11 protein-coding genes and 1 tRNA gene are annotated in these 14,698 nt (G+C 68.1%); 7 read left to right on the top strand and 5 right to left on the bottom strand.

Annotated elements, in window-relative coordinates:
• Nucleotides 1-34 precede the first annotated feature (34 nt).
• Both ACV7NL_RS20845 and ACV7NL_RS20840 read right to left on the bottom strand, forming a co-directional pair.
• Nucleotides 35-1,279 carry a KpsE/RkpR family capsule polysaccharide export protein gene (locus tag ACV7NL_RS20845; protein WP_056481800.1) on the bottom strand — a complete coding sequence of 415 codons (1,245 nt, stop codon included), beginning with the start codon at nt 1,277-1,279 and terminating at the stop codon, nt 35-37.
• A gap of 101 nt (nt 1,280-1,380) precedes the next feature.
• Entirely contained in the window at nt 1,381-2,034 is a 654-nt protein-coding gene (locus tag ACV7NL_RS20840; protein ID WP_056190152.1) for an ABC transporter ATP-binding protein, read from the bottom strand.
• Between the two features lie 311 nt (nt 2,035-2,345).
• On the opposite strand from ACV7NL_RS20840, the gene ACV7NL_RS20835 reads away from it, so the two are divergent.
• From ACV7NL_RS20835 to ACV7NL_RS20820, 4 genes are all read left to right on the top strand, one after another.
• Nucleotides 2,346-2,435 (top strand) — tRNA-Ser (locus tag ACV7NL_RS20835).
• A gap of 779 nt (nt 2,436-3,214) precedes the next feature.
• A complete protein-coding gene (locus ACV7NL_RS20830; protein ID WP_463356758.1) occupies nt 3,215-4,462 on the top strand; it encodes a glycosyltransferase in 1,248 nt (415 codons plus the stop codon).
• A gap of 266 nt (nt 4,463-4,728) precedes the next feature.
• Nucleotides 4,729-5,376, top strand: a complete 648-nt coding sequence (locus tag ACV7NL_RS20825; RefSeq protein WP_463356757.1) for a DsbA family protein — start codon at nt 4,729-4,731, stop codon at nt 5,374-5,376.
• A complete protein-coding gene (locus ACV7NL_RS20820) occupies nt 5,373-6,209 on the top strand; it encodes an MBL fold metallo-hydrolase (protein ID WP_247634443.1) in 837 nt (278 codons plus the stop codon). The genes ACV7NL_RS20825 and ACV7NL_RS20820 overlap by 4 nt, the downstream gene beginning before the upstream one ends.
• Before the next feature lie 33 nt (nt 6,210-6,242).
• Here the strand turns inward: ACV7NL_RS20820 and ACV7NL_RS20815 are convergent, their stop codons facing one another.
• Together ACV7NL_RS20815 and ACV7NL_RS20810 are read right to left on the bottom strand one after the other, a co-directional pair.
• Nucleotides 6,243-7,310 carry a spore photoproduct lyase family protein gene (locus ACV7NL_RS20815; RefSeq protein ID WP_056190145.1) on the bottom strand — a complete coding sequence of 356 codons (1,068 nt, stop codon included), beginning with the start codon at nt 7,308-7,310 and terminating at the stop codon, nt 6,243-6,245.
• Between the two features lie 123 nt (nt 7,311-7,433).
• The gene (locus tag ACV7NL_RS20810) at nt 7,434-8,219 is read right to left on the bottom strand and encodes an SHOCT domain-containing protein (RefSeq protein ID WP_056190143.1); all 786 of its coding nucleotides are present in this window, start codon (nt 8,217-8,219) and stop codon (nt 7,434-7,436) included.
• A gap of 397 nt (nt 8,220-8,616) precedes the next feature.
• Here ACV7NL_RS20810 and glgX point away from each other — a divergent pair, with 397 nt between their 5' ends.
• The 3 genes from glgX (at nt 8,617) to ACV7NL_RS20795 (ending at nt 13,126) form a co-directional block, all read left to right on the top strand.
• Nucleotides 8,617-10,893 carry a glycogen debranching protein GlgX gene (gene glgX / locus ACV7NL_RS20805; protein ID WP_247634441.1) on the top strand — a complete coding sequence of 759 codons (2,277 nt, stop codon included), beginning with the start codon at nt 8,617-8,619 and terminating at the stop codon, nt 10,891-10,893.
• 303 nt (nt 10,894-11,196) lie between these two features.
• Nucleotides 11,197-12,765 carry a histidine kinase famiy protein gene (locus tag ACV7NL_RS20800; RefSeq protein WP_463357185.1) on the top strand — a complete coding sequence of 523 codons (1,569 nt, stop codon included), beginning with the start codon at nt 11,197-11,199 and terminating at the stop codon, nt 12,763-12,765.
• A gap of 37 nt (nt 12,766-12,802) precedes the next feature.
• On the top strand, nt 12,803-13,126 hold the full coding sequence (locus ACV7NL_RS20795; RefSeq protein ID WP_463356756.1) for a plasmid stabilization protein: 324 nt from the start codon (nt 12,803-12,805) through the stop codon (nt 13,124-13,126).
• A 261-nt stretch (nt 13,127-13,387) separates the two neighbouring features.
• On the opposite strand, the gene ACV7NL_RS20790 is transcribed toward ACV7NL_RS20795, so the two are convergent.
• Entirely contained in the window at nt 13,388-14,599 is a 1,212-nt protein-coding gene (locus ACV7NL_RS20790) for an NADP-dependent isocitrate dehydrogenase (RefSeq protein ID WP_056482733.1), read from the bottom strand.
• Between the last annotated feature and the right edge of the window lie 99 nt (nt 14,600-14,698).

Genomic DNA, 14,698 nt, shown 5'->3' with positions numbered 1-14,698 from the left:
AAGCCTCGGCCTCTGGGTCTCAGGCCCGTACCTGTCAGGTCATGTACTTCCGCGTGACCACGGCGCCCGCGAACAGGGCGGCGGCGCCCGCTGCGATCAGGCAGATCATCAGAACGCGACGGGGCTGCTGCGCCGATTCCGGCTTCACCGGCGGGACGATCATGCTGAAGAACTCGATCTGCCGGGCGGCGACGATACGCGCCCGCTCGTTCGAGGCCAGCACCTTGGCGAAGTACTTCTCGGCCTCCATGCGGTCGGCATCGAAGGCCTCGAACCGGGTGAGGGCGTCGGCCAGCACCCGGCGCTGCTCCGGGTCCTCGCTCGCCGACTGGCGCTCGATCCGGGCGATGTTGTCGTCGAGGTCCTTGAGCTGGGCCTTCATGTCCTGGATGCGGCGCGTCTCAGGCGAGAGGTCGCGCTGGCTCTGGATGAGCTGGACGGCCAGGTTGATGCGGGTGGTCCGGAGTTCGCTGATGACCTTGAGATTGCTCTCGTTGGTCTTCTGCGCGTCGAGGACGCCGTCCCGGTTGCGCAGGGCCGCCACTTCGGTCCGGATCTTGGTCATCCGCTCCTCGGCCCGCTTCAGCTCGCGCGAGCTTTCCGCCACGGCATCGTCGCGGGCGCGGCTGCTCAGGGCGTTCACCATGCGCTCGCTCTCGGCCAGGATCGCGTTCGACAGATCGAAGGCTTCCTGCGGATCGAAGGCCGTGACCGTCAGGTTGATGATGCCGGAGCCGGCCTCGATCTTGGCGTGGACCCGCTCGTTCCAGTACTTCACCAGCTTCTCGACCGGCTTTTCCGGGTCGAAGCGGGATAAGTAGTCGATATCGGGCCGCGAGAACATCGCGCGCACCGAATGATGCTTCTCGATAGCCTCGATCATCGGACGGCTGACGATGTAGTTCATCGCGATCAGGCTGTCCTGCGCCACCATCTGGTGGCTCGGGGAACCCGAATTGGTCCCGACCTGATCGGGCGAGGCCTTCTCGACATTGCCGAGAGCCGGCCGGAGGGCGAAGCGCGATTCGATGACGTAGCGATCGGACGCGATGAGCCCGTAATAGACGATGGCGGCCAGGGTCGGGATCACGAAGCAGACCAGGAACAGCACCGGGATGATGGCGTCGGTCTTGACGTGGCTCTGATAGGAGCGAATGCCCTTCTTGCGGTCGGCAAAGCGGGAGACGCGCGCGATCTGCTTGAGGGATTCGGCCACCGCGTTGGACCGGTCGGCCGTGGTGAGCGGTTGTCCCTGCGGGTTGCGGATTTCGATGCTCATGCGCCCCGGTCGTCCCTCTGGGTGGGCGAAGCCACCGCCCCGTCCGTGTCCATTCATCATCGCCGCGGCGAAACCGTGACCGAACCGGCCCGGACGCGCGCTCACGCGTTCAGGCGGCGATAGACTTCGATGGCGTCGTTGATGTCCTCGTAGACGATCGCGCGCCCGTTGATGATGACGATCCCCTGCTGGCACCAGGTGCGCAGGGTGTCCATGCCGTGCGAGACCATGATCACGTCGGCATTCTCGCGCCGGGCCGCGAAGGCCTCCTCGCAGCGCTTCTGGAAACGGGCGTCGCCGACCGCCGTCACCTCGTCGATGAGGTAGCAGTCGAACGGGATCGCCATGCTCATGCCGAAGGCGAGCCGGGAGCCCATGCCCGACGAGTAGGTCTTGATCGGCACGTCGAGATAGCTGCCGAGTTCGGAGAAATCCTCGACGAATTCCAAGACCTTGCGGGGGTCCTCGCCGTAGATCCGGGCCACGAAGATGATGTTGTCGCGCCCCGTCATCTGCGGGTGGAAGCCGCCGGCGAAGCCCAGCGGCCAGGACACGCGCCGGTTGCGGATGACCCGCCCCTTCGTCGGCATCTCGGTTCCGGCGAGCAGCCGCAGGGAGGTCGACTTGCCGGCGCCGTTGATGCCCAGGATGCCGTAGCTGACCCCCGGTTTCAGGGTGAACGAGACGCGCTCCAGGATCGTGCGGCGGTGCCCGTCCGTCCGGTAGATCTTGGTCACGTTGTCGAAGCGGATCACGGCTGAGGAGGGCTCCCGACGGCGCGGCCGGCCCGATCGCGGGCGCGGACAGCACGTCACCGCGACGGGATCGCCGACAAAAGCGGCGAATCTGAGAAAGGGCACCCCGACCGGGCAGCGCCCCCCGCGCTCGTCCGAGGGAATTCCGAGGTCCCAATTCCAAGATCCTTCGGTCCCGATTCCGAGAAGAATCGGCAGCTTTGCCGTTCAGAGGCTTGCACGCCGCGGGTGCGGCTTGTACACGACGCCTCCCGGCGCCCTTGCGAAGCCCGGTCGCCCGAGCGGCGGCTGTGAGACGCAGGCCCGGGACCGGAGGGGTGGCCGAGTGGTTGAAGGCGCACGCCTGGAAAGTGTGTATACCGGAAACGGTATCGCGGGTTCGAATCCCGCTCCCTCCGCCAGATCCTCGTAACCCTCTGACAGCAAACGGTTTCGGCTCGCGATAGCCCGTGTGGCGTCGTCGTGTCCCGGGGATGCGACGCCGAGGGTGCGGCGCGCCTTGAATCGGCTGTCGCCCTGCGGTCGTCGGACCGTGCGCCTGCGGGTTCTCACCGCTCTCATGGCGAGCGTGAAGCCCCCCCGTCCAGGGCCGGACAGCGCTGGCGCCCGCCCCGTATCTCGGCGCGGCTCCGACAGTGGCGGCGTCCGGCTTTCACGATGCGTCTGGGCCGAGGCGCGGCGGCCGCAGCCGGACGGGTCTCGCAACCGGCCTCGACCCGCCTGATGCTGTCAAAAACGCGGCGAACTCGGCGCCAGCAACGGCACCGCACCGCCTCAGTCATGCCCGCCCCACAAGCCTTGAGCTCGCAACCAGAGCGCGAACTTGCAAGTCGATTTCCCGTCTTCGCAGGCTTCAACGGCGTATTTCAACCGCACTCTGCGATGCGATCCCGGGGCGATACTACGTAGGTGCGGCACAATCATGCGCCTGCGCAGTCCATCCGGACTGAACCCTGTCCAGATCTGCAAATTTTCTTAGGCTGAACCGATTTCCTCTTTCAAATATGGGCGCGCCGCCCTAACTTGGTTAACGAAACGTTTTCGTGGACGGGGCCGATGAACTCCCGGGAGGGCGGCTCGTGATCGGCGGCTTTCTGTGCCTGTAAGCAACTCAAGTTCCGGTTCTTTGCCAGAAATGAGAGGTCATTGCTTCGTCAACACTCGGTAGGACGTCGGCTGGATGAAGGTTGTTTGGATCAGCGGCCTTATTCCGCTCCCATTGACTGCCGGTGATCGGGTCTATTCCGCCCGTTTCGCAGAAGCCGTCGGCGCAGCCGGGGCAAACGTCTATCTCCTCGGTCTCAGTTCCGGAGACGGACCGGACGATGCGGACAGCCTCGGGTCGGACGTCATCTTGCTGCCCGTCCACACGGCGCAGCGCGGGCGGCCGCGCGCCGTCGTCAGCCGGCTGCCCATCGTCACGGCGCGCTGCTCGCCCAGGACCATCCGCAAACGGATGCTGCGCCTGCTGGCGGAGGAAGAGCCCGACGTCGTCGTGATCGACAATTATGCGGCGGGCTGGGTACTGCGGAAGCTCGCCTGCGTGCCCGAGAGCCGGTTCAAGCTCGTCTACATCGCCCATAACGACGAAGAGCAGGTCGCCCGCGACATCGCGCAGGCCTACCGAGGCAACACGCTGAAGAAGCTCGTCCTGGCGGCGAATGCGCTCAAGGTCGCCCATCTGGAGCGCAAGCTGCTCCACGCAGCGGACCTCGTGGTCACGCTCACGGGCAGGGATGCCGAGATGTTCAAGCCGCGCCTGGCGGGCGCCGATGTGCTCGTCGTGCCCCCGGGGTTCGCCGGAGAACGGGTGGCCGCGCGGCGGATCGATGCCGCGGTTCCGCGCCGGGTGGTGATGCTGGGCTCCCTGCGATGGCTGCCCAAGAAGATGAACGTCGCCGCCTTCCTGACCGCCGCCGACGCGATCCTGGCCTCGGCCGGCGTCGAGATGCATCTGGTCGGCGACGTCTCGGCCGCGTTCCGGGCCGAATGGGAAGGGCAACTCCGCGCGACCCGCTTCCTCGGCTTTGTCGAGGACGCGGAGCAGGTGATGGCGCAAGCCCGTCTGGGGCTCATCGTCGAGGCCGTCGGCGGCGGCTTCAAGCTGAAGGTGTTGGACTACATCTTCAATCGTCTTCCCGTGGCGGCCCTGGAGGGCTCGTTCGAGGGCGTTCCGGACGCCATCATGGACCATTGCCTGCTGGCCGGGGATGGCGCGGAGTTGGCCCGCCAGATCGTCGATGTCATCGACGACTTCCCGCGTCTGAACGCGATGCAGGAAGGCAGCTTCGCCGCCGCTTCGGGCACCTTCGACTGGAGCAAGAACGGCCGGCAGTTCCTGGACGTCCTCGAGTCCCTCGCCCCGGCCGGCCGGTACAGGGCTTCTTCGTCCGCCTCGTCTTCGGCCCGGTCTTCGGCCGGATCCTGATCCGGGCCGCCTGACGTCCCGATCCGCGAGCCGCAAGACGCCGTCGGTGGCCAGAGGTCAGGATGCGAGACGGCCCGGAAGCGCCCCGCCGCCACGGACCGCACGCCCGCGGCCCGTCCCGCAGGGGCCTCGACCCGGACTGGACAGACATTCGAAATCCGGCCTAGTCTTGCGGAAAGTCTGCCGCTAAGGGGATAAATCCCGGGCTTTATCCGACTTTTCAAATTGTCTCGGTGCGCCTCAGGCCACAAGGCGTGTGCAGATCCATGCATCTCACCTATCTGTTCGATCCCCTGTGCGGCTGGTGTTACGGCGCGAGTCCCGCATTGGCCTGGCTCGCCCAGCGGGAGGATGTCGAACTGCGGCTCGCGCCCACAGGCCTGTTCGCCGGCGATGCGGCCCACCCGATGGATGCGGCCTTCGCCGGCTACGCCTGGCAGAACGATCAGCGCATCGCGGCGCAGACCGGGCAGGTGTTCTCCGAAGCCTATCGCGCCCTGATCTTCGAGACCTCCGGCCTCGTGTTCGACTCGGCCGCGACCACCCTGGGCGTCGTGGCGATCGGGCTGACCGCGTCCGGCTCCGAGGCCGAGGGGCTGCAGGCATTGCAGCAGGCCCGCTACGTCGAGGGACGGGATACCGCGGACCGTTCCGTCGTGGCGGATGTGCTGACCCGGGCCGGCTTCGCCGAGCCTGCCGCACGGGTGACGGCGTCCGACGAAACGCTCCGCGACAGCGGCCGCCGCCGGATCGACGCCGCGCGCCGGATGATGGCGCAGTTCGGGGTCCGGGGTGTTCCCGCCCTCGTCATCGCGGACGGGCGCGGCGCCCGGCTGATGCCGAGCGGCATTCTGTTCGGCGACCGGGACGGGCTGGCCGCCGAGCTTCAGGCAGGATCAGGGGGATTATCATGACGCAGACCACCACGGCGCCCGAAACCGGATTGCGCTGGACCCACTTTCCCGCCGGGCCGGACGGCTTCTTTCGGGCCCCGGTCCTGGTCGAAGGGCCGACCGAGGCGATCCTGATCGATGGCGGGTTCACCTTTTCCGACGGTCGCGCCCTCGCGGAGGCGATCGCCGCCACGGGCAAGCGGCTGACCACGATCTATGTCAGCCAGTCGGACCCGGATTATTATTTCGGCCTGACGCCGGTCTGCCACGCCTTCCCCGAGGCGCGGGTGCTCGCCGCCTCGGCCACGGTGGCGGCCATCGCCGCCTCGGTCGACAAGAAGATCGCCGCCTGGGGGCCGCAGCTCGGAACGAACGGCCCGCAGACCCGGGACGGGACGGTGATGCCGGAGGCGTTCGACGGGGCTGCCCTCGCGGTCGATGGCGAGCGGGTGGAGATCGTGCCAGCCGCCGGTCTGCCCAACCGGCGCACCCTGTTCGTGCCGGCGCTGAACGCGGTGTTCGGCGGCGTCCTGATCTTCTCCGGCGTCCATGTCTGGACCGCCGACACGCAGAGCCCGAAGGCACGCGCCGCCTGGATCGCCGAACTCGATCGCATCGCCGCCCGCCGACCCGTCGTCGTGGTGCCGGGCCATCAGGTGCCGGACGCGGCGACCGACGCGTCAGCCCTCGCCTTCACCCGGGCCTACCTCCTGGCCTTCGAGGAGGAATTGGCCAAGGGCGGCGATGCCGCCGCGCTGACCGCGGCGATGCAGGCCCGGTTCCCGGGCCTCGGCATGGGCATCGCCCTCGACATCGGCGCCAAGGTCGCCACCGGTGCGATGAGCTGGGGATGAGGGTGCCTCGGCTCAGGTGGTGAGGACAGCCCGTCAGAAAGCGTAGCGCACGGTGCAATAGGGCATCCGCTCGGCGAGCAGGGCCTTGAACCGGGCGAGCCATTGGCCCTTCCAGCCGGTGCGGTAGCGCAGGTTGGCTCCGCCGCCTTCCGAGACCTTCGCCTCCTGGATGTCGGGGCGCCACAGCAGGTCCTCGGCCTTGGGGTGCCATCCGAGATTGACCGCGTGCAGGTCGGCATTGTGGGTCAGGAGGATGATCTCCGCCTTCAGCTGCGCCCGGGCCGCCGGCCCGATGCCGTCGTCGATCGCCTCGAACAGCGCCCGCCAATCCGCCTCCCAGCCCTCGTAGAGGATCACCGGCGAGAAATTGACGTGGACCTCGTAGCCGGCGGCGACGAAGTCGTCGATCGCGGCGATGCGCTCCGGGATCGGGGCGGTGCGGACATCGACGATGCGGGCGATGCGCTCCGGCATCAGCGAGAAGCGGATCCGGGTCTTGCCCTGCGGATCGTAGGCGAGGAGGTCGCGATTCACCGCCTTGGTGGCGAAGGAGGCCTTGGCGTTGGGCAGGTCGCGGAACAGGCCGACGAGGTCGCGCACGGTGTCGCTGACCATGGCGTCGACGGAGAGGTCGCCGTTCTCGCCGAGGTCGTAGACCCAACGCGCGGCGTCGATGGTGTCGGGCTCGGTCAGCGGCCCTTGGCGGGCGGCGTGGCGGGCGATGGCGGCGGCCACCGCCTCGACATTGACGAACAGCGAAATCGGGTTGGCGAAGCCCTTGCGCCGGGGCACGTAGCAATAGGCGCAGGCCATGGCGCAGCCGTTCGAGGTCGAAGGCGCGATGAAGTGGGCGCTGCGCCCGTTCGGACGCATCGCCAGACCCTTCTTCACACCGAGCACCAGCGTCGAGCGCTTGATCCGCACCCAGTCCTCGACCGACCCCGCATTGCCGTGCAGGCTCGGGATGTTCCAGTGCGAGGGCACCACGATGCGCTCGGCCGCGGGGAAGCGATCGAGAATCTCCCGACCCCGCGAAAAGTCCGGCACCGCCGGCTCGTGGTAGATGGTGCTGACGTCGAGGAGTTCGCGGGCGCGCGCCATGGGCTTTCGGGCTGTCGGGCTTTCCGGACCGCCGGCGGCCGATCCACAGCCCGGCAACGCGCCGCGACGGCGAGCGCTCCGTCGAAAGGGCGATCCGTCAGAAAGGCGATCCGCGCGCGACCCCTACAGGCGGGCCAGCAGTTCGGCCTTCTTGGCGTTGAACTCGGCCGCCGTCAGGATGCCCTTGCGCTGAAGCTCCGACAGCCGCTCGATGGTCGTCAGCACGTCGCCGGCCGGTGCTGCCGCGTGTGAATCGGTCGATGCCGGTTCGGGGGCGAACGGCTCGTGTGTGAACGGCTCGGGGGCAAAAGGTTCGGGCGTCGGAGGCCGCGTCCCGGCTTGCCCCTCGCCACGCTCGGCCCCGTCGAGGCGCCGCAGGGTCGCGAGGTCGATCGCGCCGGCCGGGCCGGAGAAGCGCAGGCTCGTGCCGCCGCCCTGCTGCTGCGAAACCCCGCTGATCAGGTGGTCGTCGGTGTCGTAGATGGCGACGCCGCTCTCGGTCTCGACCACGATGCGGCGCTGGGCCGGGAAATAGGCGTAGCGCATGCCGTTCTGCGACCCGGAGGTGGCCGGCGATCCCCATTCGGCGGGCCAGAACGGACCCGTGCCGCGTTGCGGCTCCGGCCGGTCTCCGCCGCGCGCGGGGTCGGACCAGCCCGTCGCCGGCAGCGCGGCCGCGAGGGTGGTGCACAGGGCATCGACCCGGGCCTTGAGGTCGGTGTTGAACATGTCGCCGATCATGGTCATGCCGGAGCCGGACCATTGCCCGAACCCGCCGAGATCCGGATGGTTGAACTGCGCCATCCGGCCGTGTCCGGCCTCGAGGGCGTGGACGAGGTGGCGCACGGCATCGAGGCTGACCCGGTAGCGGTCGGCGATGGCCTGCAGCCCGTTGGGACGATCCGTCATGCCCTGGTCTCCTCGCATGGGCGGCCCACGCCGGGCCGGATGCGGTTCAAGCATGACGCAAGCCGGCACGCGACGGAAGCCGGGAGGGCCGTTCGTACAACGCTTCCTGGTACAACCCGAACCGTTACCGTGCGGGTGCAAGAGTTTGCGCCGGGCACAAGAGTTTGCCCCGGGTGCAAGGGTCTGCCCCGGGCGCAAGGGTCTGCGCGAGGCGTACGGGTTCGGAGATCCCGCCCGGAGTCCGGCCGCACCGGCCCGCGGCGTTGCGCGTCGCAAAAAGATTTGCGCACCGGCGGACCTTCCGAGGAAGCGTGAGCGTTCCTGTCTCGATTTTCCGAGTCCGGGCGCCGCGCAGCGTCCGGCTCGACGCATGACCTGATCCTCGCCCGGAGCCACCATGGCCGACACGACGAATCCCGCCGACCGATCGATCCCGTACGGCCGCGCCAAGCGTTCGCGCATCAAGGAGGGCTCGCCCTATCCCCTCGGCGCGAACTGGGACGGCCTCGGCGTCAATTTCGCGCTGTTCTCCGCCCACGCCACCAAGGTCGAGCTGTGCCTGTTCGACGATGACGGCGTGAACGAGATCGAGCGGATCGAGCTGCCCGAGTACACCGACGAGATTTGGCACGGCTACCTGCCCGACGCGCGCCCCGGCACCATCTACGGCTACCGCGTCCACGGCCCCTACGAGCCGAAGGCGGGCCATCGCTTCAACCCCAACAAGCTGCTCATCGACCCCTACGCCAAGGGCCTCGTCGGCTCGATCACCTGGAACCCGGCGCTGTTCGGCTACCAGATGGAGACGGGCGACGACCTGACCTTCGACGAGCGCGATTCCGCGCCCTTCACCCGCCGGTCCCGCGTCATCGACCCGGCCTTCACCTGGGGCCGGGACCGCAAGCCGCACGTGCCGTGGGAGAAGACGATCTTCTACGAGACCCACGTGAAGGGCTTCACCAAGCTGCACCCGGCGGTGCCCGAGAAGCTGCGCGGCACCTATGCCGGTCTCGGCACCCCGGCGGTGCTCGACTACATCAAGAGCCTCGGCGTCACCTCGGTGGAACTCCTGCCGGTCCACGCCTTCGTGCAGGACGACTACCTGCAGGAGAAGGACCTGGTGAACTACTGGGGCTACAACACCATCTCGTTCTTCACGCCCGCCCGGCGCTATTCGGCGGTGCCGGACTTCGCCTTCTCCGAATTCAAGGAGATGGTGGCGCGCATGCACGGCGCCGGCCTCGAGGTCATTCTCGACGTGGTCTACAACCACACCGCCGAGGGCAACGAGAAGGGTCCGACCCTGTCGTTCAAGGGCGTCGACAACGCCTCGTACTACCGGCTGATGCCCAAGGAGCCGCGCTACTACATCAACGATACCGGCACCGGAAACACCTTCAACCTCTCGAACCCCCGCGTGCTGCAGCTGGTGACCGATAGCCTGCGCTACTGGGCCACCGAAATGCGGGTCGACGGCTTCCGCTTCGATCTCGCCACCATCCTGGGCCGCGAGCCGCACGGCTTCGACGAGGGCGGCGGCTTCCTCGACACCTGCCGCCAGGACCCGGTGCTGAACAACGTCAAGCTGATCGCCGAGCCCTGGGATTGCGGTCCGGGCGGCTACCAGGTCGGCGGCTTCCCGCCCGGCTGGGCCGAGTGGAACGACCGGTTCCGCGACGACGTGCGCGGCTATTGGCGCGGCGACGAGGGCATGCTGCCGGATCTCGCCGCCCGGCTTACCGGCTCGGCCGACAAGTTCAACAAGCGCGGGCGCAAGCCCTGGGCATCGGTGAACTTCCTCACCGCCCATGACGGCTTCACGCTGAACGACACCGTGTCGTACAACGAGAAGCACAACATGGCCAACGGCGAGGACAACCGCGACGGCCACTCGCACAACCTGTCGAACAATTATGGCGCCGAGGGCCCGACCGACGATCCGGAGATCCGCGCCATCCGGCTGCGCCAGATGCGCAACATGCTGGCGACCCTGTTCCTGTCGCGCGGCACCCCGATGCTGCTGGCCGGCGACGAGTTCGCCCGCACCCAGAACGGCAACAACAACGCCTATTGCCAGGACAACGAGATCTCCTGGCTCGACTGGGAGGCCGTCGGTCCGGAGGAGCGCGATCTCGCCGAGTTCACGCAGCGCCTGACCCTGCTGCGCGAAGCCCTGCCGATCCTCACTCGCGGACGCTTCCTCACGGGCGCCTACGACGAGGAGTTCGGGGTCAAGGACGTGACCTGGCTGAAGCCGGACGGCACCGAGATGTCGCCCGAGAACTGGACGCAAGGGGACGCCCGCGCCATCGCGGTGCTGCTCGACGGGCGCGCCCAGGCCTCCGGCATCCACCGGCGCGGCGGCGATGCCACCCTGCTCCTGCTCTACAACGCCTATCACGACCTCGTGTCGTTCACGCTGCCGGAATCGGTCGGCGGCGTCGGCTGGACCCGGCTTCTCGACACCAACCTGCCCGACAGCCAGGACGTGGTCAGCAAGCCGATCGGCGCCACCTACGACGTCACCGGGCGCTCGATGCTGATGTTCGTGCTCAAGCCCGAAGAGGTCGACGGCGTCGACGCCAGCGACATGGAGCGCTCCTACCAGCACGTGATGCAGGCCTTCGAGCGCGCCAACGTCAACAGCGTCCGCTTCGAGACCGAGCAGCGCTGACGCCAACCGGACCGGCCGCGCGCGCCCCGTCGCGCGGCCGCCTCACGCTCCCCCCGCGCGGCCGTCTTCGGACCGTCGCGGGGCCGGATCGCGCGTGCCGCCTCGCGAGACTGTCACCGCCGCGCGGTCCACCGAGGGAACGATGCGTCCGCCCAGTGTTTGTCGCGTGTTAGGCGAGGCCGGCGGGAGCCTCCTCCCGGAGCCTCCCGGTTTGATTGCGCGACCATGATCGAGACCCCCACCATCCCATCGACGGACGAGACCCTGTCGGCGGACAAGACAAGCGCGACCACCCGGCCCGCGATGGCGGCGGTCGGCCCCGACGCCGGTCCCGAGGCCGCGTTCTTCTTCGCAGCCCTGGCCGCTTCGCGCATGCCGATGGTGGTGAGCGATCCCCGCCTGCCCGACAATCCGATCATCTTCACCAACGACGCCTTCCTGGAGATGACCGGCTACGGTCGCGACGAGGTCATCGACCGCAACTGCCGCTTCCTGCAGGGGCCGGAAACCGACCGCGCCTCGGTGCGCGAATTGGCGCGCGGCATCGCCGCCCGCGAGAACGTGGCGACCGAGATCATCAATTACCGCAAGGACGGCACGCCGTTCTGGAACGCCCTGTTCGTATCGCCAATCTACGACGCGAGCGGGACGCTGGTGTACTTCTTCGCCTCGCAGCTCGACGTTTCGCGCCGGCGCGACGCCGAGGAAGCGCTGGGGCAGGCCCAGAAGATGGAGGCCCTCGGGCAGCTCACCGGCGGCATCGCGCACGACTTCAACAACCTGCTGCAGGTCATCGTCGGCTACGTCGACATCGTCGGCTCCGGCCTCGACGACCCCGAAGCCGACCGCCGCCGTCTGCGCCGCGCCACCGACAACATCCGCACCGCCGCCGAGCGTGCCACCACCCTGACCCAGCAATTGCTGGCGTTCGCCCGCAAGCAGCGCCTGGAGGGGCGCTCCGTGAACCTCAACGCCCTGGTGCAGGGCATGGCCGATATGGCGAGCCGCACCCTCGGCGAGACCATCAGCATCGGGTTCGACCTCAGTCCCGAGCTGTGGACCTGCCGGGTCGATCCGACCCAGGCCGAGGTCGCCCTGCTCAACATCTTCATCAATGCCCGCGACGCCATGCCGGAGGGCGGGCGCCTCACCGTCGCGACCGAGAACCACGTCATCGCCGACGATTCCGGGAGCACCCTGGCGCCCGGCCGCTACGTCACCGTCAGCCTCTCGGATTCCGGAAGCGGCATCCCGCCCCACGTGTTGGCGCGGGTGATGGACCCGTTCTTCACCACCAAGGAGGAGGGCAAGGGCACCGGCCTCGGCCTGTCGATGGTCTACGGCTTCGCCAAGCAGTCGGGCGGCGCCGCGCGGATCGAATCGGTGCTGGGGGAGGGCACCATCGTGCGGCTGTCCTTCCCGGCCGCCGAGCAGGAAGCGGCGGACCCGGCCCCGGCGGCGGCGCTCGATCCAGCCCAGGACGGCACGGGCACGGAGACCATCCTGATCGTCGACGACCGGGACGATGTGGCGGAACTGGCCCGCACCATCCTGCGCGACTTCGGCTACACCACCCTGATGGCGCAGAACGGACGCGAGGCCCTCGAGGTGCTCGACGCCGGCGGTCCCATCGACCTGCTGTTCACCGACCTGATCATGCCCGGCGGCATGAACGGCATCGCGCTGGGGCGCGAGGCCAAGCGCCGGCGCCCGGACCTCAAGGTTCTGCTGACCACCGGCTACGCCGAGGCGAGCCTGGAGCGAACCGATGCCGGTGGCTCGGAGTTCGATCTGTTGAACAAGCCCTATCGCCGGACGGACCTGATCCGCCGGGTGCGGGCGATCCTCGACGGACCCGGTCCCCTCGGCTGAGACGCCGGCCGGGTCCGTCCCACCGGAGTGCGTTCGGATGGCCCAGGGCGACAAGTCGAAATACACCGACAAGCAGATCCGCAAGGCCGAGCACATCGCCGAATCCTACGAATCGCGCGGAGTGCCGGAGAAGCAGGCCGAGGCGCGGGCCTGGGCCACCGTCAACAAGGACGACGGTGGCGGCAAGAAACCCGGCGGTTCCGGCCGGGGCCGGGCGACCGGGCACCCAGCCTCCCATCTCGGCGGCGAGACGGGAGGGAAAGCCTCCGCCTCCCGGACTGCGGAACAGCGCTCCGCTTCGGCCAAGAAGGCCGCCGCGACCCGCAAGCACAATGCCGAGGCGGCGCGTCACGCGTCGTGACAGGCGGCCAAGGGCCGATCGGCTGGCCGATTTACTCGGCGCCGTCATTCCGGGGCGCCACAGCGGCGTGCAATCCAGATCCGCCGATGGCGCGAAGTCCTGCACCACCTGCGTGTCTGGATCCCGGGCTCCGCTGCGCGGCCCCGGGATGACGCCGCGCTTCCCGTGAGTCTCCGGCAGGACCCTGTCGGCACGATGACCCCACCGGCAGAGACGAAAGAACGACCCCGCGCCCGCGTGAGGGCTACGGATTCGGCCGTCTCAGGCCATCGCGGTCTTCAGGTGCTGGTCGACCTTGTCGAGGAAGCCGGTGGTCGAAAGCCACTTCTGATTCGGACCGACCAGGAGGGCGAGGTCCTTGGTCATGAAGCCAGCCTCGACGGTGTCGATGCAGGTCTTCTCCAGGGTGGCGGCGAAGGTGGCCAAAGCCGCGTTGTCGTCGAGCTTGGCGCGGTGCGCGAGGCCACGGCTCCAGGCGAAGATCGACGCGATCGAGTTGGTCGAGGTCTCCTTGCCCTTCTGGTGCTCGCGGTAATGGCGGGTCACCGTGCCGTGCGCGGCCTCGGCCTCGACAGTCCGGCCATCGGGGGTGAGCAGCACGGAGGTCATCAGGCCGAGCGAGCCGAAGCCCTGCGCCACGGTGTCGGACTGCACGTCGCCGTCGTAGTTCTTGCAGGCCCAGACGTAGCCGCCCGACCACTTGAGGGCCGAGGCCACCATGTCGTCGATCAGGCGGTGCTCGTAGGTGATGCCGGCGGCGTCGAACTTCGCCTTGAACTCGTTCTGGAAGACCTCTTCGAACAGGTCCTTGAAGCGGCCGTCATAGGCCTTGAGGATGGTGTTCTTTGTCGAGAGATAGACCGGGTACTTCCGGTTGAGGCCGTAATTCATCGAGGCGCGGGCGAAGTCGCGGATCGAATCGTCGAGGTTATACATCGCCTGGGCGACGCCGGCGCTCGGGAACTTGAAGACCTCGCGCTCGATCACCGTGCCATCGTCGCCTTCGAACTTGATGGTCAGGCGGCCCTTGCCCGGCACCTTGAAGTCGGTGGCCTTGTACTGGTCGCCGTAGGCGTGGCGACCGACGACGATCGGCTGGGTCCAGCCCGGCACCAGGCGGGGCACGTTCTGGCAGATGATCGGCTCGCGGAAGATCACGCCGCCGAGGATGTTGCGGATGGTGCCGTTGGGCGACTTCCACATTTCCTTCAGGTTGAATTCCTTCACCCGCTGCTCATCGGGGGTGATGGTCGCGCATTTCACGCCGACGCCGTGCCGCTTGATCGCCTCGGCGGCCCGCACGGTGACCTGATCGTTGGTGGCGTCGCGGTGCTCGACGCCGAGATCGTAATATTCGAGGTTCAGATCGAGGTAGGGATGGATCAGCTTGTTCTTGATCTCGCTCCAGATGATCCGGGTCATCTCGTCGCCGTCGAGCTCGACGACCGGGTTCGCAACCTTGATCTTGTCCATCAGCAGCACGCCTTCCTGAGCCAGGATGTCCACCGGCTCCCCGCAAGGCGGATGCCGGTCCCGCGCCGTCCTTAGCCCGCGCGGTCCCGAGGCGGAAGC

The organism is Methylobacterium sp. Ger2507, assembly GCF_055231875.1.
Note: the sequence above shows the minus strand (reverse complement) of the source record. Positions and strands in the feature narration are given on the sequence as shown.